Source organism: Sphaerimonospora thailandensis, from assembly GCF_016863115.1.
Taxonomy (GTDB): Bacteria; Actinomycetota; Actinomycetes; order Streptosporangiales; family Streptosporangiaceae; genus Sphaerimonospora; species Sphaerimonospora cavernae.
This window is the reverse complement of sequence record NZ_BOOG01000024.1, coordinates 19,742-41,722: the sequence shown is the minus strand read 5'-3', so window position 1 is coordinate 41,722 and position 21,981 is coordinate 19,742. Positions and strand designations below refer to the sequence as shown.

Below are 21,981 nucleotides of genomic sequence, written 5' to 3'. Positions count from 1 at the left end.
CCCGCTCAGCTCCCGTGCGGGCGCCCGACGGGCCGGGTCGTCGGCGTGAGCCTGCCCGGTTCCGCCGGGAACGCGCGCACTGACACGGTCGGACCGAAATCTCGGATGCGGACCTTCCACCCGAACGCTTGCTCGGCTTGAATGTCGGCATGGCCTCCTCGGCGGCGACGCCCCCCGCGACCGTCTCCCATGGTGTACGCCTCGGTTATGCGGTCGGCTCGTTCTGCACGGCCAACTTCACGGCCGTCCCCGGCCTCCTCCTGCTGTACTACATGACGAACGTGCTGGCGGTGCCCGCCGTGCTCGCCGGCCTCGTCCTGTTCCTGCCGAAGGCGTGGGACCTCCTCGTCAACCCCCTGGTCGGCCGCTGGTCGGACCGCACCTCCTCACGCTGGGGGCCGCGCCGGCCCTGGCTGCTGGCCGGGGCCGCCGTGCTCCCGGTGTCCTTCGCCGCGATGTTCAGCGGGCCGCCGCTCACCGGCGTCCCCGCCGCGGTCTTCGTGGGTGTCGCGTTCCTGTTCGCCTCCACCGGATACGCCCTGTACGAGGTTCCGTACAAGGCGATGCCGGCCGAGATGACGGGCGACTACCACGAACGGACCTCCCTGCTGCAGTGGCGGATGATCTTCGTCGCGGTCTCGGTGGCGCTCAGCGGAGTCGTCGCGCCGATGCTCGCCGGGGACTCGGCCGACGGCTATCGCCTGATGGGCATCACCTTCGCGGCGATCCTGCTCGCCGCGATGATCGGGTCGTTCCTGGGTACGGCTCGCGCCCCGTTCATCGGGCGGCAGCGATCGGACGGCACCCTCCGGTCCCAGCTCGCCGCCGTCAGGACGAGCAGACCGTTCCTGTGGCTGCTCGGCCTCAGCTCGGCCCAGAACCTCGCCGCGGGGGTCATGCTCGCCGGAGCCCCCTATTTCGCGGCCTACGTCCTGCGCGACACCGGCGCCACGAGCACGCTCTTCGCCGCGCTCGTCGGGCCGATGCTGGTCACCATGCCACTGTGGGTGCGGCTGGCCCGCAGGCTCGACAAGCGCGGCGCGATGATCCTGGCCGGGTCGCTGTTCCTGGTCGGCGCTTCGCTGCTCATCGCCACCCCCATACTCGGCTCCCTCTACGCCCATCTCGCCGTCGTGTCGATCGGGCTCGGATACGCGGGCCTGCAACTTCTGCAGTTCTCCATGCTCGCCGACGTGATCGCCCACGACAGCACGGTGAGCGGCGAGCGCCGCGGAGGCGTCTTCACCGGACTGTGGACGGCCGTCGAGAACGCCGTGTCCGCCTTGGGCGCCACCGTCTACGGCGCGGTGCTCGCCACAGGCGGCTTCATCTCCTCGAATCCGGAGAACCCGGTGGCGCAGCCGGACAGCGCGCACACGGCGGTCATCCTCGGCGTGACCCTCGTGCCCGCCCTCATGTCGCTGGCCGCGGTGCTGATGACGCTGAGATACGACCTCACCGCCGACCGGCTCGCGGCCCTGGCCGACGACGACACGGCCTCCGGCGGTACGGCGCCCGGCGACACGTCCGAAGCCGAGGGCACCACCGCCTGACACCGCTACGGACGGTGCTGGAGTGCTTGCAGGGAGACATTGGAACGTAGGTATTTTCGTGACTTTTGTGATTTTTTCGGACAATAGAGGTTGAGGACACCATAATGCGGTTTCCAACCAGCCTTCGGGCCGCGTACCTCGGACCTTGTCCTGATGAGGGCGCGGCTCAGGGAGTGTCGCGCAGGTCTCGCCACGAGGAGCACCCGCAGCAGTCGGCGAGATCCCGCGACCCGACCTGTCCCCTCAACTGGAGGAAAGATCGTGAACAGAGCGCTCGGAGCGGCCCTGTGCCTCGGCAGCCTCACGGTGATCAGCCTGCCGGTCAGCGCCGCCCAGGCGACGACCGAGCATCTCGGCTGCCGGGTCGCCGCCGCCAAGCCGTACGTCACGGAGAGCGGAAAGATCAGCGCCGCCGGTTACCGGATCGGATGCACCGGCCCGGCGAAGGTCCGGGTCCGGCTCTGGAAGGCCGTGACAGGCCCGGACCGTGCGGTGAAGAGCGGAGCCAAGGTCACCGAGAGCGGGCGCCTCACGCTTACCGTGCGCTGTGCGAACGGCGTGTTCTACACGACCGTCACCGACTACCGCGGCAACACGTCACGGTCGAGGGCCACCCGGGTGAACTGCGCCTCGACGCCGCCCAACGGGAACGGCGGGGCCTCGACGGGCAGCGACTCCACGAGCGGCGGACCGGCGGGCAGCGGTTCGACAGGCGGCGGTTCGACAGGCAGCGGTTCGACAGGCGGCGCCCAGAACGGGGGCACCACCAACGGCGGCTCCACGGGCAGCGGTCCGGCGACAGGGCCGGGTGTCGTGGGCACCGATCTCGAGAACGAGGTGGTGCGCCTCACCAACGTCGAGCGGGCCAAGGTCGGCTGCGGACCGCTGACGCACGACGCCAAACTGCACACGGCGGCCTACGGCCACTCGGCCGACATGTCCGCCAAGAACTACTTCAGCCACACCTCTCAGGACGGCCGTTCCTTCGCCGATCGCATCAGGGCGACGGGGTACTCCTACACCGCGATCGCCGAGAACATCGCCAAGGGCTACCAGACCCCGGAAGCGGTGGTCCAGGGCTGGATGAACAGCTCCGGCCACCGCACCAACATGCTCAACTGCAGCTACACGGACATCGGCGTCGGCTACGTCAAGGCCGGCGGCCCGTACTGGACCCAGGATTTCGGCAAACACTAGCCCCCCAGCCGTGGCGGGCGGGGGTGGGCACGGGGGGACACGCTCACGATGGTTGTGAAGTCTGGGCGCTGGAATGAGGTGGAATGCGAAGGTCTTCTGGACACTGCGCCCGGCCAAGTCGGATACTCCAGTCATGAGCTCTCCCCCGGTTCGCGCCTCGGACGGGGACCGCGACCGCGCCCTCGACGAGCTCCGCAGCCGTGCCGCCGAAGGCCGTCTGTCCATGGACACCTTCATCGGCCGCGTCGACATGGCGCTGCGCGCACAGAGCCGCGGTGAGCTCGATGAGCTGGTCGCGGACCTCCCGCAGCGCGGGCGTTGGCGTAGGCGGATCACGGAGGCCGTGGCCGCTGTGTCGGATCTCAGCCATCGGGTCGAGTCCGCCTGGCGGCGTCCTCGCCTGCCCAAGCTGGCGCTGCCCACCGACGACCGTGCTCGGTACGTGGTGGGCCGCGGGCCCGCCTGCGACCTGGTGCTGGCGGATCTCACGGTCTCCCGGGTGCATGCCGAACTGCGCCGTGACGACGGCTCGTGGCTGCTGGTCGATCTCGGCTCGATGAACGGCACCCGGCTGAACGGCTGGCGCCTGGTCGGACCGGCCCGGGTACGGGCGGGCGACGAGATCGCGTTCGGCGACTCCGCGTTCCTCGTGTCCGCTTCCGCCTGAGCGCACGACGATGAGAGCGGCGCCGCCCGGAAGGGCGACGCCGCTCTCACGCGTCAGACCGAATCGATCAGCTCGGTCAGGACTGCTCGCCGCCCTTGAGCCAGCTCATCATCGGGCGGAGCTTGGCGCCGGTCTGCTCGATCGGGTGCCCGGCCAGCTCCTCGCGGTAGCGCTTGAAGTTGGTCTGGCCCGAGTCGAACTCCTCGACCAGCTCACGGGCGAAGCGGCCGTCCTGGATCTCGTCCAGGATGCGGCGCATCTCCTTCTTGGTCTCCGCGTTGACCACGCGCGGGCCGCGGCTGTAGCCGCCGTACTCCGCGGTGTCGGACACCGACCAGTACATCTTCGAGACGCCGCCCTCGTACATCAGGTCCACGATCAGCTTCATCTCGTGAAGGCACTCGAAGTAGGCGACCTCGGGCTGGTAGCCCGCCTCGATCAGCGTCTCGAAGCCGGCCTTGATCAGCTCGGAGACGCCGCCGCACAGCACGGCCTGCTCACCGAACAGGTCGGTCTCGGTCTCCTCGGTGAAGGTCGTCTTCAGCGCGCCGGCCCGGGTGCCGCCGATGCCCTTGGCGTACGACAGCACGAGCGGCCAGGCGTTGCCGGTGGCGTCGCGCTCGACGGCGACGAGACACGGCACGCCGCGTCCCGCGGTGTACTGGCGGCGGACGAGGTGGCCGGGGCCCTTCGGCGCGACCATCGCGACGTCCACACCCTCGGGGGCCTCGATGAGGCCGTAGCGGATGTTGAGGCCGTGGCCGAAGAACAGCGCGTCGCCCTCGACGAGGTTCGGCGCGACGTGCTCGGCGTAGAGGTGCCGCTGGATGTGGTCAGGGGCGAGGATCATCGTGAGATCGGCCTCTTCGACGGCCTCCGACGGCGTGAGCACGCGCAGCCCGTCGGCCTCGGCCTTCTCCCGGCTCTTGGAGCCCGCCGGCAGGCCGACCCGCACGTCCACGCCGGAGTCGCGCAGGCTCAGCGCGTGGGCGTGGCCCTGGCTGCCGTATCCCAGTACGGCGACGTGCCGACCCTGGATGACCGACAGGTCGGCGTCGTCGTCGTAGAAGATCTCAGTCACATGCTTGCCTTTCCGAATGATGGTCGCGACAGACGTCGCCGGTCGCGACACGTGCTTTCGACTCCGACAGCGGCGCAGCGCTCACGCGCTGCGCTCCAGCGCCCGGAGCGAGCGGTCGGTGATGGAACGGGCACCGCGGCCGATGGCCACCATGCCCGACTGCACGAGCTCCTTGATGCCGTACGGCTCCAGGACCCGGACGAACGCCTTCAGCTTGTCACTCGTGCCGGTGACCTCGATGGTCACCGCGTCAGGGGCGACGTCGACGCACCGGGCCCGGAAGAGGTTGACCACTTCCAGGACGTGGGAGCGGCTCTCGGCGTCGGTCCTGACCTTGAGCAGCATCAGCTCGCGCTGCACCGATTGGGCGCTGTCGAGCTCCACGATCTTGATGACGTTGACCAGCTTGTTGAGCTGCTTGGTGACCTGCTCGAGCGGCAGGGCCTCAACGTTGACGACGATCGTCATGCGGGAGATGTCGTCGTGCTCGGTGGGCCCGACGGCCAGCGATTCGATGTTGAAACCGCGGCGGCTGAACAGCGCGGCCACGCGCGCGAGCACGCCCGGCTTGTTCTCGACCAGGACGGACAGCGTGTGAAGGCTCATGCCGCCCCTCCTTCGGCGCAGGTCTGGTTGCCCCGCTCGCTCATTCTTCGCTCTCCCACTTCGGCGCCATGTCACGGGCGTACTTGATGTCGTCGTTGCTGGTCCCGGCGGCGACCATCGGCCAGACCATCGCGTCCCGGTGGACGACGAAGTCGACCACGACCGGCACGTCGTTGATCTCCATCGCCTTGCGGATGGTCGCGTCGACGTCCTCGGGCCGCTCGCAGCGCAGGCCCACACAACCGTACGCCTCCGCGAGCTTCACGAAGTCGGGGATCCGCCTGACCTGCTGCAGGTCGGTGTTGGAGTACCGCTCGTCGTAGAACAGCGTCTGCCACTGCCTGACCATGCCGAGGCTACCGTTGTCGATGACCGCGACCTTGATCGGCACGCCCTCGATCGCGCACGTCGCCAACTCCTGGTTGGTCATCTGGAAGCAGCCGTCGCCGTCGATGGCCCACACGGTCGCGTCCGGCCGGCCCATCTTCGCGCCCATCGCGGCCGGAACGGCGAAGCCCATCGTGCCGGCCCCGCCCGAGTTGATGAACGTGCCCGGGTTCTCGTACCCGACGAACTGGGCCGCCCACATCTGGTGCTGACCGACACCCGCGACGTAGTACGCCTCGGGGCCGACGATGGCGCTCAACCGCTCCATGACGTACTGCGGGGCGAGCGAGCCGTCCGCGAACTGCTCGTAGCCCAGCGGGTAGGTCTCCTTGTAGCCGTTGAGTATCCGCCACCACTCGCTGTAGTCGCCCTTGCGGCCCGCGGCCTGCTCGCCCCGCACCACCGCGATCAGGTCACCGATGACCTCACGGCAGTCACCGACGATCGGCACGTCCGCGTGGCGGTTCTTGGAGATCTCCGCCGGGTCGATGTCGGCGTGGATGACCTTCGCGTTGGGCGCGAAGCTGACGAGCCGGCCGGTCACCCGGTCGTCGAACCTGGTGCCGAGCGCGATCAGAAGGTCCGACTGCTGGAGCGCGCCGACCGCCGAGACCGTGCCGTGCATGCCGGGCATGCCCATGTGCTGGGGGTGGCTGTCGGGGAACGTGCCACGCGCCATGAGCGTGGTGACGACGGGGATGCCCGTGAGTTCGGCGAGCTCACGCAGCTCGGCCGAGGCTCCGGCCTTGTGCACGCCGCCGCCGACGTAGAGGACCGGCCGGCGGGCCTCCGTCATCAGCCTCGCCGCCTCGCGGATCTGCTTCGAGTGCGGCCGGGTCACCGGGCGGTAGCCCGGGAGTTGCATGACCGGCGGCCAGGAGAAGGTCGTCGTGGCCTGGAGCGCGTCCTTGGCGATGTCCACCAGCACCGGTCCCGGACGGCCGGTGGAGGCGATGTGGAATGCCTCCGCGATGGTCCGGGGGATGTCCTCGGCCTGGGTGACCAGGAAATTGTGCTTGGTGATCGGCATGGTGATGCCGGAGATGTCCGCCTCCTGGAAGGCGTCGGTCCCGATCATCGGGGAGGCCACCTGTCCGGTGATCGCCACGATCGGCACCGAGTCCATATAGGCGTCGGCGATCGGGGTGACCAGGTTGGTCGCCCCGGGGCCGCTGGTCGCCATGCAGACGCCGACCCGCCCGGTCGCCTGCGCGTATCCCTCGGCGGCGTGGCCCGCGCCCTGCTCGTGCCGTACAAGGACGTGCCGGACCTTGGTGGAATCGTAGAGAGGATCGTAGGCGGGGAGGATGGCGCCGCCCGGGATCCCGAACACCGTGTCGACCCCGACGTGTTCCAGTGCCCGCACGAGGGCCTGAGCACCTGTCATTTGTTCGGTCATCGGCTCGTTCCTTGTGGAGAGCTTGTGGCTGGTGGTGTCTGCTGGCACAAAAAACGCCCCATCCGCTGTGCGGAGTTGGGGCGCGCGCAGGACCGAGGGCTTCGTCAGGCTGCGCGCCTGCGAAGTACTACGAGGATCCCACCGCTATGCATGCCTCCACGATGTCCGATCGACCCTGGCGGAGTCAAATCATGTGGAATACCCGTCTCGCCATCCGAGATGCGGGCGGCAGGCCCCGGCGGGGGCCTCAGCCGGTGTTCTGCAAGGTGGTGCGTTTGAGAGAGTCGATGCGGTGGGCCGCGGTGGGGCGGCCGACCAGGTAGCCTTGGCCGCGCGTGCAACCCATCTCACGCAGCAGATCCAGCTGCTCGGGGCGCTCGATGCCCTCCGCTACGACGATCAGCCCCAGGTCGTGCCCGAGCCGCACGATCGTACGGGTCAGCAGCGTGAGGGTCTCGTCGCGGCCGAGTCCTGAGACGAACGACGGGTCAATCTTGATCATGTCTACGGGGACCTGGCGAAGGAACGCGAGCGAGGCGTAACCGGTGCCGAAGTCGTCGATCGCCAACCGCACACCGAGGGCGCGCAGCTGCGACAGCCTGCCGATGGTGTCCTCGGCGTTCTCGACCAACATCTCCTCGATGACCTCGAGGGTCAGCGCGTCGGCGGGCAGCCCGCTGTCGGTCAGCGCCTCCGACACCGTCTCGACGAACCGCGGAGCGGTGATCTGGCGGACCGACAGGTTGAGCGACAGGCCGATCTCCCATCCCTCCGCCCGCCACGCGGCGACCTCGCGGCACGCCTCGCGCAGGATCCATTCGCTCAGCGGCACGATGAGCCCGGTGTCCTCGGCGGGCCCGAGGAACTGTTCCGGCGGCACGAACGTGCCGCCGCGGCACCACCGGACCAGCGCCTCGACCGCCATGACCCGTGCCGAGGCCAGGTCGACCACGGGCTGGTACTCGATCGCGAACTGGTTCTCCAGCAGCGCCCGCTGCAGGTCGGAGGCGATTTCCAGGCGGCGCAGGACGTCGGCGTGCATATGGGTGGCGAAGACCTCCACCCGCCGCCCGCCGAGCCCCTTGGCCCGCGACATCGCCACGTCGGCATTGCGCAGCAGGTCCCCCGCGGTCAGCCCGTCCTCGGCGAAGGCCACGCCGACGCTGGCGGTCAGCGCCATGTCCCGGTCGGCGACCCGGAACGGCTCCGACGACACCGTGCGGAGAAGCCGCTCCGCCAGGTCGACCGCGGTCTGTGCGTCGCTGCCCGACATGCCACTGCCCGCCATGCCACTGCCCGCCATGCCGCCCTCCAGCAGCACGGCGAACTCGTCGCCGCCCCATCGGGCCAGCGTGCCGTCCGACCGTACGGCTGAGCGCAGCCGCCGGGCGGCCTGACCGAGCAGGTAGTCGCCGCTGGCATGGCCGACGGAGTCGTTCACGGCGGTGAACCCGTCGAGGTCCAGGAAGATCACGGCGGCGCCGCCGGCGCCGCGATGGGTGAGGACCTCCCTGACACGCTCCTCGAAGTAGGCCCGGTTGGGCAGCCCGGTCACCCCGTCGTGGAAGGTGAGGTGGGTCACCTGGTTGCGCAGCGCGACCTGGTCGCTCATGTCGCGTACGGTGACCAGGATCAGCTCGTTGTTCCGGACATGTGGGGTGGCGACCGACTCGGTCGGCCGCCAGGTGCCGTCCGCCGCCCTGATCCGGCAGCCGATGCGGCAGATCTCCTGAGAACGCGCGCCGCCGTCCTCGTCGGCGCCGGCCATGCGGCGCAGCAGTGCCTGGAGGCCCGGTACGTCCTCCGGATGGATGTAGTCGAAGATCGAACGGCCGGTCAGCTCGTCCGGGCGGTAGCCGTACATCGCCTCGACGTCCCGGCCGATCTCGTCGATCAGGCCGCCGTGGTCGCAGACCAGCACGACATCGCCCGTGTTCTCGGCGAGCCGGCGCAGTTGCCGTTCGCCCACGTCGACCAGGCGGCGCATTCCCGCGGTCTCGACGAGCAGCACGAACAGGCGGCCGAGCAGCACCAGCACGGTGGAGCCGGCCGCCACCGCGAGCGTCCCGTCCGGGCCGGCCACGCCGTACAGGGTCACCACGACGGTGGCGACGGCCACGAGGACGAGCGGAGTCGCCGCGGCCAGCACACGGGGGGGCACGGCGGCCGGCATGGGGGGCGGCTTGCGCGGCCGCTCACGCTGCGTCCACGGGGCGGCGGCGAGGACAAGGAAGGCGGCCGGGGCGACGAGGCCGGCCGCCAGCGGCGGCACGTCCCCCTGCAGCCGGGCGAGCGCCGTGGCGAGTTCGGAGACGGTGACGGCTCCCAGCACGCCGACGCCGGTGAGCCCCACGACACGGTTGCCCGAGCGGGACGCGACGACGGCCGGCGCCACGGCACATGCCGCGAGAAGGCAGACCACGGGAAGCGCCATCGTGAAGAAGAAGGCACCGGCGTCCTGCGCCTTGTGGAATGCCGGCCCGAGGAGGGCCACCCAGCCGACCGCGAAGATCGACGCCGCGCTCAGGTAGGCGTCGGCACCCTGTCTGAGGACCCCGCGGCTGTACGCGGGCGGTTGCACGGACAGGCCGGTCCCGATCGCCAGCAGCAGCGACCCGGCCAGCATCAGCAGGTCGGCGAAGGTGAGCACGAACGGGGTGCCGTCGGCGGCCGGCCGCACTCCGACGCCGAGCAGCCAGGTCAGCGAGCCGCTGGCGAGCCACCGCCAGCCGGCGGGCTGCCGCCGGTGGGCGGGCGCTACCCGGGCCGCGGCCGTGATGAGCGAGCCCGCCGCGAGAAGACCCGTGACGACCCCGGCGACGGCCACTATCAGGGTGGACGCTCCCCCTGTGATCAGGGCGGCGACGATGCCCGCCATGCCGATCCCGCTCGCGGCGGCGACCGCGGCCCAGGGATGACGCATGCCGTTCACACGCGTCGCCTCTGCTTCTGTCGGATCCGCTGCCGCCGCTTCCGACGCGCCCCGCTCCGATGTGCCCCGCTCCGATGTGTCGCGGTCCGATGTGCCCGGGCCCGCCACAGACGCGTCTTCCGCAGCGGAATCCTCCGCGGCGGGTCCGGCGAACGTCGTGTCGTCGGCCGTCTCATGGGTGGGAGATGGAGCCGCGCCTGGGTCGTCATCTCCGGTCGGGTGCGATGTCACTGCCCCTCCCGTTCCTTGAGACTCGGCCGTCCCTCGATTCGGCCGTCCTCGACTCGGCTTTACTCTCCCTGTCACAGGGTCAGTGTGCGCACAGCCGCTGATCGAGAGTGGGACAACACCCGAGTCGTCACCGATCTGATAAGCAGCCGTACACGATGGAGTTCACGCTACGCACCCAAGGTCACGGGGTAGGCACGTTCCGGAATCCTTTGAACCGATGCCGTGTTCGGTGCCTGATCAGTACTGACCCGTGATCACGTTGGCGAGCGGGCGGCCGGTCAGATAGCGGATGATCTGCTCTCTGACCAGTTTCCGGGTGCGCCGGGCCGAGGCGGGGGTGCTGCCGGCGACGTGCGGGGTGATGAAGACGCCGGGGGCGGTCCACAGCGGATGCTCCGGCGGCAGCGGCTCCTCGGGAGTCACGTCGAGGACGGCCCGCAGCCGCCCGGCGAGCAACTCCGGCAGCAGCGCGTCGGCGTCGACGACGGAGCCCCGCGCGGCGTTCACCAGGACCGCGCCGTCCTTCATCGCGGCCAGGAACTCGGCATCCACCATTCCCGCGGTCGCGGGGGTGGCGGGCACCAGCAGCACGACCACGTCGGCCGCCGGGAGCAGCCCGGGCAGTTCGTCCTGGCCGTGCACGTCACCGTTCCCGCTCTGCCTGGCGGTCCGCGCCACCCGGATGACGTCCACCTCGAACCCGGCCAGGCGCCGCTCCACCGCCGCACCGATCGAGCCGTACCCGACGATGAGCACGGTCGAGTCGGCCAGCGCCGCGGTGTGGTGGTAGTCCCATTCGCACCGCTGCTGCGCGAGGGCGAAACCGGGGAACTCCCGCAGGATGGCGATCATCGCACCGACCACCCACTCCGCCGTGCCCGCGTCGTGTACGCCCCGGGCGTTGCAGAGCACCGCGTGCTCGGGCAGATGCGGCTGGTACGCCTCGACGCCCGCGGTCACGGTCTGCAGGAGGCCCAGCTTGCCCATGCGGCCGAGCAGGTCCGGAATTCCGGGCAGCCAGCCGAGCCGCGGCACCCAGATCTCGACCTCCTCCGGCGCACCGGGCAGGGTTCCGTTACCGTCGTAGATCGAGCAGTCCAGCCTCGGGAGGCCCTCCGGGAGATCGGCCAGCGCGTCCATGATGTCCTGCGAGGGAACCCAGACCTTCATGGCACAAACCTTAGATCAATGCCGCGGGGAACCTTCCGTACCGGTCACGAGTATGGGTGGAGGAGGAGGTTCGAACAATGGTCGCAAGGGGCAGGGCGGAGACCGGTGCCGAACATGCGGTGAGGCGGGCCACCGCACCGCGCACCGCCATCACGATGGTGGTGATCGCCGTGCTCAGTACGGCGCTGGCCGCGTGCTCGGGGACGGACGGCGGATCGGCGCCTCCCGCGTCGAGGGTGGCGACCGCGCAGCCGTCGGCGGACGGGAGCGATCCTGCCTCGGTCGACGGGCCGCGCACGCTGGTGAGGGGACTCTCCGTGCCCTGGGCGATCGCGTTTCTGCCCGGTGGGGACGCACTGGTGACCGAGCGGGACTCGGCGCGGCTGTTCCGTGTGACCCCGCAGGGCCGGCGGCGGCAGATCGACGTGATCGAAGGCGTGTCTCCGAGTGGGGAGGGCGGCCTCCTCGGGGTGGCCGTTTCCCCCGCATACTCCACTGATCGCTACATTTTTCTCTATTTCACGGCTGATGACGACAACCGGATCGTCCGGTACCGCTACGGCGACCGCGGACTGTCCGACCCGGTGGCGATCGTGACCGGCATCCCGAAGGGGGGCATCCACAACGGCGGCCGCCTGGCCTTCGGCCCCGACGGCTGCCTCTACGCGTCGACCGGTGAGACCGGCGACGAGGGGCAGGCCCAGGACCGGGACTCGCTCGCCGGCAAGATCCTCCGGATGACACTCGACGGCAGGCCCGCCCCCGGCAACCCCTTCGGCAGCCTCGTCTGGACGTACGGCCACCGCAACGTCCAGGGCCTCGCCTGGGACGGCGACGGCAGGATGTACGCCACCGAGTTCGGCCAGAACACCTACGACGAGATCAACCTGATCGAGAAGGGCCGCGACTACGGCTGGCCCGACGTCGAGGGCGTGGGCGGCAAGCCCGGGTTCACCGACCCGCTGCTCACCTGGTCCACCGACGAGGCGTCCCCGTCCGGCCTCGCCTATGCCGAGGGCTCCCTGTGGGCAGCGGCCCTGCGCGGACGGCGGCTGTGGCGCGTTCCGCTGGACGGCTCGGGCCGGCCGGGCCGGCCCGTCGCCCTCTACTCCGGGGAGTACGGCAGGCTGCGCGCAGTGGCCACGGCCCCCGACGGGACGCTGTGGGTGAGCACCAGCAACCGGGACGGCCGGGGAGACCCGCGCGACGGCGACGACCGGATCCTGGTCATCCCGCCATCGAGGTCAACGGGCTGACCCTGGCCAGGTCGTGTTCAGCAGATCACCTCGGCGCGGGGCTCGTACACGGTCCGGAACTCCTGCCGGCGCACAACCGTGCCGTTCTGCCGCAGGACACGCGTCACCTGAGCGGTGAAGCCGTCCCTGCCGGGCGTGGGAACGCAGGCGCCGCCCGCTCCGCTGACGGGAGTGAGATGCGTGGTGGCGCCGATGACCGGTCCCTGGAGTTCCACATCGAACCGTTTGGTGCTCCACAGCACGATCCGCAACGCGCGTTTGGTGACGTACGCCTGGACCAGCACGCCGTGGGGCGAGTCGTTCCGCCACTTCAGGTCCGGCAGCGGGGAGGAGACAGCGGCCTCCAGACCGACTGGAGCCCCCTGCTGATGGACATCCGGCGGCACATAGTCGACCACCTCCAGTCCCGCGCGTACCACGGCGTTCAGCATGGCCGTGGCGAACGAGGAGATCCCGGGCACGTCCGTTCCACTCTGCCCGCGGATCACCGTCGCACTCGCCACGCCGCCGAACCCCGACGCGGCGTCCCGCCTGCCGAGGACCTGGTTCAGCGAGAACGTCTCCCCCGGCCCGACCAGGCGGTTGTTCACGAGCCGGGCGGCAGCGCCGACGTTGTCGGTGCTCGGCGAGCAGCAGGCATTGGGAACGGTGAACCTGGCGATCTCCTCCTTGATCCCCTTCTTCGACGCGTCCTCGTCCGAGACGAGGGGTGGCCCGTCGACCGTCGTCACTCGGACAGTGCGGCTGACGCCGCCGTCGAGGGCACTGATCACGTCGGCGGCCAACCGCTCGGTGTCGATGCGTTTGCCCGGCCGGGCGTGAACGAGTCGCGGCCCGCCGCCGGCGATCACGAAGGTCGCGTCCCTGGCCGCCTCCCTCCGATCGATGAACCACCGCCCCGCGGCTTGCCGTTCCAGTCCGGCGAGCGCACGTCGCGCGTCGAACGCCGGGCGCAGGGCGCCGTGATCGGGCACGAAGGTGAGGTGATCCGCGATCGTGGCGGGCGGAAGCTGGACGGAGGTCACCCCGTCGGTGAGCGTGAGCGGCGCGGCGACCGCCTGCCTGGCCCAGTCCAGCGCGCGTCGCACCTCGGCTCTGGCGATCTTCGGCCGGTCCACCTGGGTCACCACGGAAACCGTGACCTCCGGGGCGAGATAGGCCTTCGCGATCTGCCGGGCGACCGTCTCCCGGTCGATCCGATAGCCGACCCTCGGATACACGGGAACCGGGGTGAGTCCCCGGAACTCGACGCCCCCTTCCCGGCCCGGGCTCTCCACGACCGAGACGATCTCCTTGTTCACCGCGGCGGCCAGGGTCGGCTGGTGAACCGAGGTCACCGGCCGGATCTCCCGGCCGCTGGTCAGCGCGTTCCAGACCTCCACCGGGCTGGGGAAACCCGTCTCCACCCGCGCCAGCGTGGCCCCCACGTCGAGACTCAGGCCGGCGTCCTGCGGATTGACGGTGAGCCGCCGGGTGCCCTGCCGTACGATGATCGGCGTTCTGGTCTGGGCGTACAGCCGCTCACGCAGATCCTTGGCCGCCTGCTCCCTGGTCTGCCCGCCGATGTCGACGCCGAGGACGGTGGTGCCGGGCAGGACCCGCCCCGTCATCACGAAGGCCGGCACCAGATAGGCGAGAAGAAGCAGGCCGATCACGCCGACCAGGATGTAACGGAAAAGGGCGCTCTTCGGCTCCGAATCAGGGTCGAGCACGGACGGTGGGGGCTCCTCGCGCACCGTCCTGTCGGCGACGGGCCACGGTTCCATGATCGGCGGGGGCGGCGGCAGGCTGTTCTGGTGGTCGGGCCGGCCGGGCGTGACCGGGTGCGGCATGCGGTCACCGAAGATGTCGGCCGACACTCCGCGGGGCAGCGACGCCGAGCCGGGGCGTACCGGATGCTTCCTCGCGGCCGTGGACGGCGATGACGGAACGGAAGCCGCACCCCGCGGCGTGGTCACGGACCCGACGGGCGGATCCGGCTCGGCAGACGAAGCCGGGGCGGGCTCGGGAACGGGCGGGGCGGGCTCGGGAACGGGCGGGGCGGGCTCGGGAACGGGCGGGGCAGCCGCCGCGAACGGATCCGACGGCGGATCGATTGACGCTCCGGCGTTCCGCACGCCTCGGTCTCCTCCAGCTCGGGGCAAAACTTCCTTCAGTTAACCGTAAAGCACCCTCCTCTGGATACACACCAGCCCCCCACGTTGCCACCACCCCCACCCATGTCGTGATCTTGCGAGAATTCGCAAGATCACGGTGGGGGTGGGGCGACCTGGGACAACTCGGGGCCAATCCCTTAGGGAACTCCGGGTCAGCTCTGGACGCCGAGCTTCTCCAGGATGAGCTCACGCGCCCGACCGGCGTCGGCCTTGCCGCGGCTGGCCTTCATGACACCGCCCACCAGGGCTCCCACCGCCGCGATCTTCCCGCCGCGCACCTTGTCCGCCGCGTCGGCGTTGTCCGCCAGCACCTGGTCGATGATCGCCGACAGCTCGCCCTCGTCGCTGACGATGCGTAGGCCGCGCTTCTCGACGACCTCGTCCGGGCTGCCCTCACCGGCCAGCACGCCCTCGAGCACCTGGCGTGCCAGCTTGTCGTTCAGCGCCCCGGAGGCGACAAGTTCGGTCACCTTCGCCACGTCCGCGGGAGTGATCGACAGGTCGGCCAGGGCCGTACCGGACTCGTTGGCCCGCCGGGCCAGCTCGCCCATCCACCACTTGCGCGCGTCCGCGGCCGGAGCGCCCGCCGCGACCGTCGCCTCGACCAGGTCGATCGCGTCGGCGTTGTGCATGGCGGCCATGTCCAGGTCGGACACGCCCCACTCCTGCTGGAGGCGCTTACGCCGTACGGACGGCAGCTCCGGCAGCGCGGCCTTCAGCGAGGCGACCCACTCCGGGTCGGGCGCCATCGGCAGCAGATCGGGCTCGGGGAAGTACCGGTAGTCCTGCGCCTCCTCCTTGGATCGACCGGAGGTCGTCTGGCCGGTGTCCTCGTGGAAGTGGCGGGTCTCCTGGACGATCCGGCCGCCCTCGGCGAGGACGGCGGCCTGGCGCTCGATCTCACCCCGGACCGCCCGCTCGACGCTGCGCAGCGAGTTGACGTTCTTGGTCTCGGTGCGGGTGCCCCATTCCGCCTCTCCGCGAGGCATCAGCGAGACGTTCACGTCGCAGCGCAGCGAGCCCTGCTCCATCCGGACGTCGGAGACGCCCAGCGAGCGCATGACCTCGCGCAGCTCGGTGACGTACGCCTTGGCGACCTCGGGGGCGAGCCGGTCGGTGCCCGTGATCGGCTTGGTGACGATCTCCACGAGCGGGATGCCGGCCCGGTTGTAGTCGACGATCGAGTAGTCCGCGCCGTGGATCCGCCCGGTGGCGCCGCCGACGTGGGTCGACTTGCCGGTGTCCTCCTCCAGGTGGACCCGCTCGATCTCGACCCGGACGATCTTCCCCTCCACCTCGACGTCCAGGTAGCCGTCGACGCACAGCGGCTCGTCGTACTGGCTGATCTGGTAGTTCTTCGGCATGTCCGGATAGAAGTAGTTCTTCCGGGCGAACCGGCACCAGGTCGCGATCGAGCAGTTCAGCGCGAGGCCGATCCGGATCGTCGACTCGATCGCCTCGGCGTTGGCCACCGGCAGCGAGCCGGGCAGCGCGAGGCACACCGGGCAGACCTGCGTGTTCGGCGGCGCGCCGAACGTCGTGGAGCAGCCGCAGAACATCTTCGAGGCGGTGCCCAGCTCGACGTGCGTCTCCAGCCCCAGCACCGGCTCGAAGCGCCCCAGCGCCTCGTCGTACGGCATGAGCGTCGCTGTATCAGCCATAACGGAAACCCAGATTCTCCAGTGCGTTGGTCATATCGGTCCACCAGCAGGCGAAAGCTGGCAACTTTCGCAATCTGCCGATCTCTATCTGTTCTGCCAGCCGTTCCAGGAAGTCCTGTAGGAACTTCGTGTGCTCGTCTGATCTCCCGGTTCGCGTGGCCGCGCCGATGAGCCGACCCAGTCTTTCCTTCGGATCCTGAAGCTGCTCGACGGTCCCACGCAAATCGGCGGCGAACTCCGCCACCTTCACAGAGGGCAGGCCCAGCACCCGGCGCAGGGCGTCGAGGTCCGCGAGCGCCCACGCCTCGGTCTCGCGCAGCGGTACGACGGCGACGAGCGGCTCGTCCGCCGCGAGGTCCCGCCACGCGTCCCGCATCCGCCGGACCACCTCCTCCGACTTGCCCGACGGAGCACCGTCGCGGTGGAACAGCAGAACGTCGAAGGTTCCGCGTACGTCCTCGGCAGCGGCAATCACCTTCGCGGGCTGCTGCGTGTCCGCGTCGAGGCACATTACCGGCAGCACCTCTACGATCCCGTCGAACTCCTCCGCGCACAGCTGCTCGACGGCACGGCGAAGCAACGGCGCGAGGAACCATGCGTCGGAGACGCCTTCTCTGGCCAGCACGCAGCTCAACGCTCGCATCACATGCCCCCGGCGGCGACTCGGAACCGGTTCAGCTCCGCCTCGGACACCGCCGGAACACCGGAGGCGTCCCGACGCGGCGCCTCTCCGACGGCCGCCAGGCGGCGAGGCCGAGTCACCGCGCTGGAGGCGGTGCCGCCCCCGACACGCGTCACACTCTCCAGGAAGACGATCTCGTCCCGAGGTACGACGTCGAGCAGCACGGGCGAGTGGCTGGTCACGAGCACCTGAGCCCCGGCTTCGTCGCCCCAATCCCGCCACGACCGCAGCCACTCCCGGTCCCCCACCTCATCGCGGAGGATCTGCATGAAATCGCGCAGCCTCTCCGGGAACACACCGTTCTCGGGCTCCTCAATGGCGAGAAGCCCTCGACGCCGGGGATCGTGCAGCGCCGCGAGCACCGCGAGGATCCGCAGCGTCCCGTCGGACGCCTGGTCCGCTTCGAAACCCGTATGGTGCCGCGACCTGAAACGCAAACGGACGTCTCCCCGCTGCTCATCGGCGACGAGATCGAAGTCCGTGATCTCCCTCACCAGCCGGGAAAGGCGAGCTTTGACGAGCGGAAGCACTCCCTCTGGGTACTCATAGTCAGCTGTCGCCTCCAGCACCCCCTGGAGATAGCCGGCCAGCCCGGTCCCCTCCGGCGACATGGCCATCTCGTGCCCGAGCGGACTTGGGCGAGCCAGCTCGGTCGGCTCCAGCCGCAGCACCATCATCGACTCGAGTTCGTCGGCACAGACCGTCCCCGGCACCCAATCCAGGTAGTCATCCTCGTACGAGCCCACACCCTGGCTTCGTTCGGGAATCGTGAGGCCATCCCCCGTCCTGATGGCCGCACGTGTGGCCGGAGGCGGAAAACGCTCCTTGTCCGAGAATCGCGGGGAACCGAGCGGATGGAAGGTCTCCTCTACGACCCTGAGCACCTCACGCTTTGCCTGAGGCACGAGGCGCAGCTCCGCCTCCCAACGCCAGGAGCCCGGAAAGTACCCCGCGTCCTCATCCGGGCATCGAGCGTCGAGGTCTGACCGGGCGAGCGAGAACTCCAGCGCGAAGCGCATGCTGTCCACCGGAGTTCCGTCCGACCTCCGGTGGAAGAGCGACGCGGCGTCCCCCCTGGCCGCGGCGACCGCGTCGACAAGGCGGTCTCCCCGGGCTACCGCCGCCGCGAACATCAACGCGTCAAGCAGGTTGGACTTCCCGCTGGCGTTTCTGCCGATGACGGCGAGGAACGGCGGGATGTCGAGCTGGAAGTCCACGAAGGACTTGAAGCCGTCGATCTCGATGCGCGTGATCACGCGGCGGTTCCTCCTCTCGGAAGAACGCCTAGAGTGCGGGAGCCTTGGCGCCCGACAGCGAGCCGGACAGATCTGCTGCTCACAGGTAACCAAGTCCCTTCAGAGCCTGCTGAGTCTCGTCCAGCCACATCCTGTAGGCCGGAACAGCCGCCAGTTTCTTCAGATCAATGTGTCGCGCCAGCGAGGAACGGCAGTCGTCGTCTTCCATGCCCGTGCCGGCTACCACCTGCCTGAGCACGACCTTGGGATCTTTGACCCCCTCCACTGCCTTCGGCGGAGTTGGGAGCACGTTCACATTCGCTCCCCTGACCTCGCGGAAGGCCTCCGCGTCGGCGAGCATCCACGCCTCGGTCTCGATTTTGGGTATGAGTACCACCGGCCGCACCGTCTTGTCCCAGCATTCGAGCGTCAGCAGCTTGTCCGCTTTGGATCGCTCCCTGTGATCGTGATGGATGAAGACGATGTGGCACCCATCGGCCAGCCTCTCGACCTCTTCGCGTACACGCATCTGATCGGCGACGGTCCGAATCTCGGCGACCTCGACCTCCATCAATTCGACGTCGTGTTTGAGCGATGCGGACGTCAGGAAAGCCCTCAACTGCCGCTGGATGAGGGGCGCCAAGAACAGTTCGTCGCTTCTCCCCTCAGCGATCAGGCCCGGGACCAGTGGACGGCTCACAACGTGTCCTGCTGCACGTATGACAGGACCCGCCGGACCTGCCGTGGGGAAACGTAGGTCCCCTTCTCGCCGGATTCCGCTACTGGACGAGCGACCGTGACGGTGGACGGCGCCTTCCCTTGACTCACTCTCAGAACCGGGTCGAAGAACACCACTGAACCAGAGAAGTCCGTACGGAACTCGGACAGCAGGACCGGAGAGTGGGTGGTGAGCAGCACCTGCCGTGTCAACGGATCGAAGACGTCGGAAGAGGGATCGGAAACCTCCCGACGCAGGCGACGGACCAGCTCTCCGATCCTGCTGGGGTGCAGGCCGTTCTCGACCTCCTCGATAGCCAGGGTGGAACCCGAGTCCTTGTCGTGCAATGCGGTGAGGATGGCGATCGCACGGAGCGTGCCGTCGGAGAGCAACGGAGGTGGAGTACGGGCTCCCTCCCGGAACACGACGTCGAAATCGGCCTCCTGCCTGCGCGAGTCGAACACGCTCACGATCTCGCTCACACCCGGAATGATCGCCGCCAGATCGACTCCGACCCGCCACAGCCTGTCCTCACCCAGCAGCCGGTGCAGCACCGCTGCGAGGTTTTCGCCAGACGTCTGCAGTGGCCGCCGGTCCGGAGCCTGCGCCGGCGTCCGCATGACCGCGGGATCGAGCGCAAGCGGCGGCCATGTGGCGGACTCTCCTCTGAGGAGAGACAGCAGAAGGGAGTCCGGGCCGGCTGTGAACGGTACGTAGTCGGGATTGCCGTCGGCGAGATAGGCATCCCGAGAGCTGCGAAGTGTCTCCCGCACGGCATCACCGGTGCGCCAGCGGTCGACCCACCCCACATTCTCCAGTTCGCTCGCCCAGACCGCTGCATAGCGCGCCGTAGGCGCGCCGTTCTCCCATCGGAACCGCACCCCGCAGCGCAGTGCGAGCGGACCATAGGGAGATGCGGCGATCATACCGATGACGATCCGCATCTCGTCCGCGACCTGCCCCGTCTCATCTCTGTGGAACAGGTCGCGCGCTACCCCTCTGGGCTGTCCCAGCAGGGCATCCTGCACGCCGTTGCGCACCACGTCGGACATGAAGCGGAGCGCGTCGAACAGATTCGACTTTCCCGACCCGTTACGGCCGACGATCAGCAGGAACGGCGGGATGTCGAGCTGGAAGTCCAGGAAGGACTTGAAGCCGTCGATCTCGATGCGGGTGATCACGCCGCCGTTCCCCTCCCTCCGGAGCTAGAGCGCGGGGGCCTTGGCCAGCAGCGGGCCGCCCCACCGGCTCTCGTACGCCTTCTCCACGGCGGCGCCGACCCGGTAGCACCGGTCGTCGCCCAGCACCGGGGCCATGATCTGCAGCCCGACCGGCAGGCCGTCCTCGTCGGCGAGGCCGCACGGCACGGAGATCGCGGCGTTGCCGGCCAGGTTGCTCGGGATCGTGCACAGGTCGGCGAGGTACATGGCCATCGGGTCGTCGGCCCGCTCCCCGATCGGGAACGCCGTCGTCGGCGTCGTCGGCGACACCAGCACGTCGACCTGGTGGAAGGCCGCCTCGAAGTCCCGCATGATCAGCGTGCGGACCTTCTGCGCCTGCCCGTAGTAGGCGTCGTAGTAGCCCGACGACAAGGCGTAGGTGCCGAGCATGATGCGCCGCTTGACCTCGGGGCCGAATCCGGCCGCCCGGGTCAGCGCCATGACCTCCTCCGCGCTGCGCGTGCCGTCGTCGCCGACGCGCAGGCCGTAGCGCATCGCGTCGAACCGGGCCAGGTTGGACGAGCACTCGGACGGCGCGATCAGGTAGTACGCCGGCAGTGCGTACGCGAACGACGGGCAGGAGATCTCGACGACCTTGGCGCCGAGGGACTCCAGCAGTTCGACGGCCTCATGGAAGCGGGCCAGGACACCCGCCTGGTAGCCCTCGCCGCCGAACTCCTTGACCACGCCGACCCGCAGACCGGCCACGTCCGCCTGCCTGGCGGCCTCGACCAGCGGCGGGACCGCCGCGTCGATCGACGTCGAGTCGAGCGGGTCGTGGCCGGAGAACGCCTCCTGCAGCAGCGCGGCGTCGAGCACGTTGCGCGCGAACGGCCCGGGCGTGTCCAGCGACGACGCGAACGCGATCAGGCCGTACCGCGATGAGCCGCCGTAGGTCGGCTTCATGCCGACGATGCCCGTCACCGCGGCCGGCTGGCGGATCGAGCCGCCCGTGTCCGTGCCGGTCGACAGCGGCGCCTCGTACGCCGAAACGGCGGCCGACGAGCCGCCCGACGAGCCGCCGGGGATGCGGGACCTGTCCCACGGGTTGCGGGTCACTCCGTAGGCCGAGTTCTCCGTGGAGGAGCCCATCGCGAACTCGTCCAGGTTGGTCTTGCCCAGGATGACCAGCCCGGCCTCGCGGAGGCGGCGGGTCACGGTCGCGTCGTACGGCGGCCGCCACCCTTCGAGGATCTTCGAACCGGCCGTGGTCGGCATGTCGGAGGTGGTGAACACGTCCTTGTGCGCCACCGGCACGCCCGCCAGCGGGCCCAGCCGCTCGCCCCGGGCGAGCCGCTCGTCGACGGCGCGAGCCTGGGCGAGCACCGACTCCGCTTCGACGTGCAGGAACGCGTTGATCTCACCGTCGACGGCGGCGATGCGGTCGAGGTGCGCCTGGGCGACCTCGACGGCGGACGCCTCGCGGGAGGCGACGAGCCGACCGAGTTCGGCCGCGGTCTGGTGAATCAGGCTCATGCTTCCTCCCCCAGGATCCGCGGCACGCGGAAGCGGTCCTCCTCGACGGCGGGCGCACCGGACAGCGCCCCCTCGGGCGTGAGGCCGGGCCGTACCTCGTCGGGACGGAACACATTGGTCAGCGGCAGCGCGTGCGAGGACGGCGGGATGTCCCCGGCCGCCACCTCGGAAACGCGGGCGACCGCGCCGACGATCTGGTCGAGCTGGGCTGCGAAGTGGTCGAGCTCGTCGTCGGCCAGCGCCAACCGGGACAGCCGGGCGAGGTGAGCGACCTCATCGCGGGTTATGGCGGACATGAGTCGTCGAACCCGTTTCATGGATGGAGAATGGACCTTGGACCTTCCCATCCTAGGG

The 21,981-nt window shown here is 69.6% G+C and carries 17 protein-coding genes; 4 read left to right on the top strand and 13 right to left on the bottom strand.

Going from position 1 to position 21,981, the window contains the following annotated elements; genetic code table 11:
* The first annotated feature begins 128 nt into the window (after nucleotides 1-128).
* From Mth01_RS14470 to Mth01_RS14460, 3 genes are all read left to right on the top strand, one after another.
* Entirely contained in the window at nucleotides 129-1,553 is a 1,425-nt protein-coding gene (locus Mth01_RS14470) for an MFS transporter (RefSeq protein WP_239089661.1), read from the top strand.
* A gap of 261 nt (nucleotides 1,554-1,814) precedes the next feature.
* Nucleotides 1,815-2,750 carry a CAP domain-containing protein gene (locus tag Mth01_RS14465; protein ID WP_204016365.1) on the top strand — a complete coding sequence of 312 codons (936 nt, stop codon included), beginning with the start codon at nucleotides 1,815-1,817 and terminating at the stop codon, nucleotides 2,748-2,750.
* 133 nt (nucleotides 2,751-2,883) lie between these two features.
* Nucleotides 2,884-3,417, top strand: a complete 534-nt coding sequence (locus tag Mth01_RS14460) for a DUF1707 and FHA domain-containing protein (RefSeq protein WP_204016364.1) — start codon at nucleotides 2,884-2,886, stop codon at nucleotides 3,415-3,417.
* 76 nt (nucleotides 3,418-3,493) lie between these two features.
* On the opposite strand, the gene ilvC is transcribed toward Mth01_RS14460, so the two are convergent.
* The 5 genes from ilvC to Mth01_RS14435 all read right to left on the bottom strand — a co-directional run bounded on the left by ilvC (nucleotide 3,494) and on the right by Mth01_RS14435 (nucleotide 11,223).
* The gene (ilvC, locus tag Mth01_RS14455; RefSeq protein ID WP_204016418.1) at nucleotides 3,494-4,489 is read right to left on the bottom strand and encodes a ketol-acid reductoisomerase; all 996 of its coding nucleotides are present in this window, start codon (nucleotides 4,487-4,489) and stop codon (nucleotides 3,494-3,496) included.
* 90 nt (nucleotides 4,490-4,579) lie between these two features.
* The gene (gene ilvN, locus Mth01_RS14450) at nucleotides 4,580-5,104 is read right to left on the bottom strand and encodes an acetolactate synthase small subunit (RefSeq protein WP_204016363.1); all 525 of its coding nucleotides are present in this window, start codon (nucleotides 5,102-5,104) and stop codon (nucleotides 4,580-4,582) included.
* 40 nt (nucleotides 5,105-5,144) lie between these two features.
* On the bottom strand, nucleotides 5,145-6,938 hold the full coding sequence (locus Mth01_RS14445; RefSeq protein ID WP_275408944.1) for an acetolactate synthase large subunit: 1,794 nt from the start codon (nucleotides 6,936-6,938) through the stop codon (nucleotides 5,145-5,147).
* A gap of 199 nt (nucleotides 6,939-7,137) precedes the next feature.
* Complete coding sequence (locus tag Mth01_RS14440; protein WP_239089668.1) at nucleotides 7,138-9,813, bottom strand: GGDEF domain-containing phosphodiesterase; 2,676 nt, start codon at nucleotides 9,811-9,813, stop codon at nucleotides 7,138-7,140.
* Nucleotides 9,814-10,290: 477 nt separating this feature from the next.
* Entirely contained in the window at nucleotides 10,291-11,223 is a 933-nt protein-coding gene (locus tag Mth01_RS14435; protein ID WP_204016361.1) for a 2-hydroxyacid dehydrogenase, read from the bottom strand.
* Nucleotides 11,224-11,378: 155 nt separating this feature from the next.
* On the opposite strand from Mth01_RS14435, the gene Mth01_RS14430 reads away from it, so the two are divergent.
* A complete protein-coding gene (locus Mth01_RS14430; protein ID WP_204016416.1) occupies nucleotides 11,379-12,479 on the top strand; it encodes a PQQ-dependent sugar dehydrogenase in 1,101 nt (366 codons plus the stop codon).
* Between the two features lie 17 nt (nucleotides 12,480-12,496).
* On the opposite strand, the gene Mth01_RS14425 is transcribed toward Mth01_RS14430, so the two are convergent.
* The 8 genes from Mth01_RS14425 to gatC all read right to left on the bottom strand — a co-directional run bounded on the left by Mth01_RS14425 (nucleotide 12,497) and on the right by gatC (nucleotide 21,923).
* On the bottom strand, nucleotides 12,497-14,596 hold the full coding sequence (locus tag Mth01_RS14425; RefSeq protein WP_204016360.1) for a VanW family protein: 2,100 nt from the start codon (nucleotides 14,594-14,596) through the stop codon (nucleotides 12,497-12,499).
* Between the two features lie 191 nt (nucleotides 14,597-14,787).
* On the bottom strand, nucleotides 14,788-16,296 hold the full coding sequence (gatB, locus tag Mth01_RS14420) for an Asp-tRNA(Asn)/Glu-tRNA(Gln) amidotransferase subunit GatB (RefSeq protein ID WP_239089659.1): 1,509 nt from the start codon (nucleotides 16,294-16,296) through the stop codon (nucleotides 14,788-14,790).
* Nucleotides 16,289-16,939, bottom strand: coding sequence for a DUF4276 family protein (locus Mth01_RS14415; protein ID WP_204016359.1), 651 nt, complete (start codon nucleotides 16,937-16,939; stop codon nucleotides 16,289-16,291). Before Mth01_RS14415 ends, gatB begins: the two co-directional genes overlap by 8 nt.
* On the bottom strand, nucleotides 16,939-18,234 hold the full coding sequence (locus Mth01_RS14410; RefSeq protein WP_204016358.1) for an AAA family ATPase: 1,296 nt from the start codon (nucleotides 18,232-18,234) through the stop codon (nucleotides 16,939-16,941). The genes Mth01_RS14415 and Mth01_RS14410 overlap by 1 nt, the downstream gene beginning before the upstream one ends.
* 79 nt (nucleotides 18,235-18,313) lie before the next feature.
* On the bottom strand, nucleotides 18,314-18,913 hold the full coding sequence (locus Mth01_RS14405) for a DUF4276 family protein (RefSeq protein ID WP_204016357.1): 600 nt from the start codon (nucleotides 18,911-18,913) through the stop codon (nucleotides 18,314-18,316).
* Nucleotides 18,910-20,112: an AAA family ATPase gene (locus tag Mth01_RS14400; RefSeq protein WP_204016356.1), complete on the bottom strand. Its 1,203-nt coding sequence runs from the start codon at nucleotides 20,110-20,112 to the stop codon at nucleotides 18,910-18,912. The genes Mth01_RS14405 and Mth01_RS14400 overlap by 4 nt, the downstream gene beginning before the upstream one ends.
* Before the next feature lie 24 nt (nucleotides 20,113-20,136).
* On the bottom strand, nucleotides 20,137-21,627 hold the full coding sequence (gene gatA, locus Mth01_RS14395; RefSeq protein WP_204016355.1) for an Asp-tRNA(Asn)/Glu-tRNA(Gln) amidotransferase subunit GatA: 1,491 nt from the start codon (nucleotides 21,625-21,627) through the stop codon (nucleotides 20,137-20,139).
* The gene (gene gatC, locus Mth01_RS14390; protein ID WP_204016354.1) at nucleotides 21,624-21,923 is read right to left on the bottom strand and encodes an Asp-tRNA(Asn)/Glu-tRNA(Gln) amidotransferase subunit GatC; all 300 of its coding nucleotides are present in this window, start codon (nucleotides 21,921-21,923) and stop codon (nucleotides 21,624-21,626) included. The genes gatA and gatC overlap by 4 nt, the downstream gene beginning before the upstream one ends.
* Nucleotides 21,924-21,981 lie beyond the last annotated feature (58 nt).

Bases quoted from the DNA above. Each gene is read 5' to 3' on its own strand.
- Mth01_RS14415 (WP_204016359.1), bottom strand. From the start codon at position 16,939: ATGCGAGCGTTGAGCTGCGTGCTGGCCAGAGAAGGCGTCTCCGACGCA.
- gatB (WP_239089659.1), bottom strand. From the start codon at position 16,296: ATGGCTGATACAGCGACGCTCATGCCGTACGACGAGGCGCTGGGGCGC.
- Mth01_RS14430 (WP_204016416.1), top strand. From the start codon at position 11,379: ATGGTGGTGATCGCCGTGCTCAGTACGGCGCTGGCCGCGTGCTCGGGG.
- ilvN (WP_204016363.1), bottom strand. From the start codon at position 5,104: ATGAGCCTTCACACGCTGTCCGTCCTGGTCGAGAACAAGCCGGGCGTG.
- Mth01_RS14440 (WP_239089668.1), bottom strand. From the start codon at position 9,813: ATGCGTCATCCCTGGGCCGCGGTCGCCGCCGCGAGCGGGATCGGCATG.
- gatA (WP_204016355.1), bottom strand. From the start codon at position 21,627: ATGAGCCTGATTCACCAGACCGCGGCCGAACTCGGTCGGCTCGTCGCC.
- gatC (WP_204016354.1), bottom strand. From the start codon at position 21,923: ATGTCCGCCATAACCCGCGATGAGGTCGCTCACCTCGCCCGGCTGTCC.
- Mth01_RS14435 (WP_204016361.1), bottom strand. From the start codon at position 11,223: ATGAAGGTCTGGGTTCCCTCGCAGGACATCATGGACGCGCTGGCCGAT.
- Mth01_RS14460 (WP_204016364.1), top strand. From the start codon at position 2,884: ATGAGCTCTCCCCCGGTTCGCGCCTCGGACGGGGACCGCGACCGCGCC.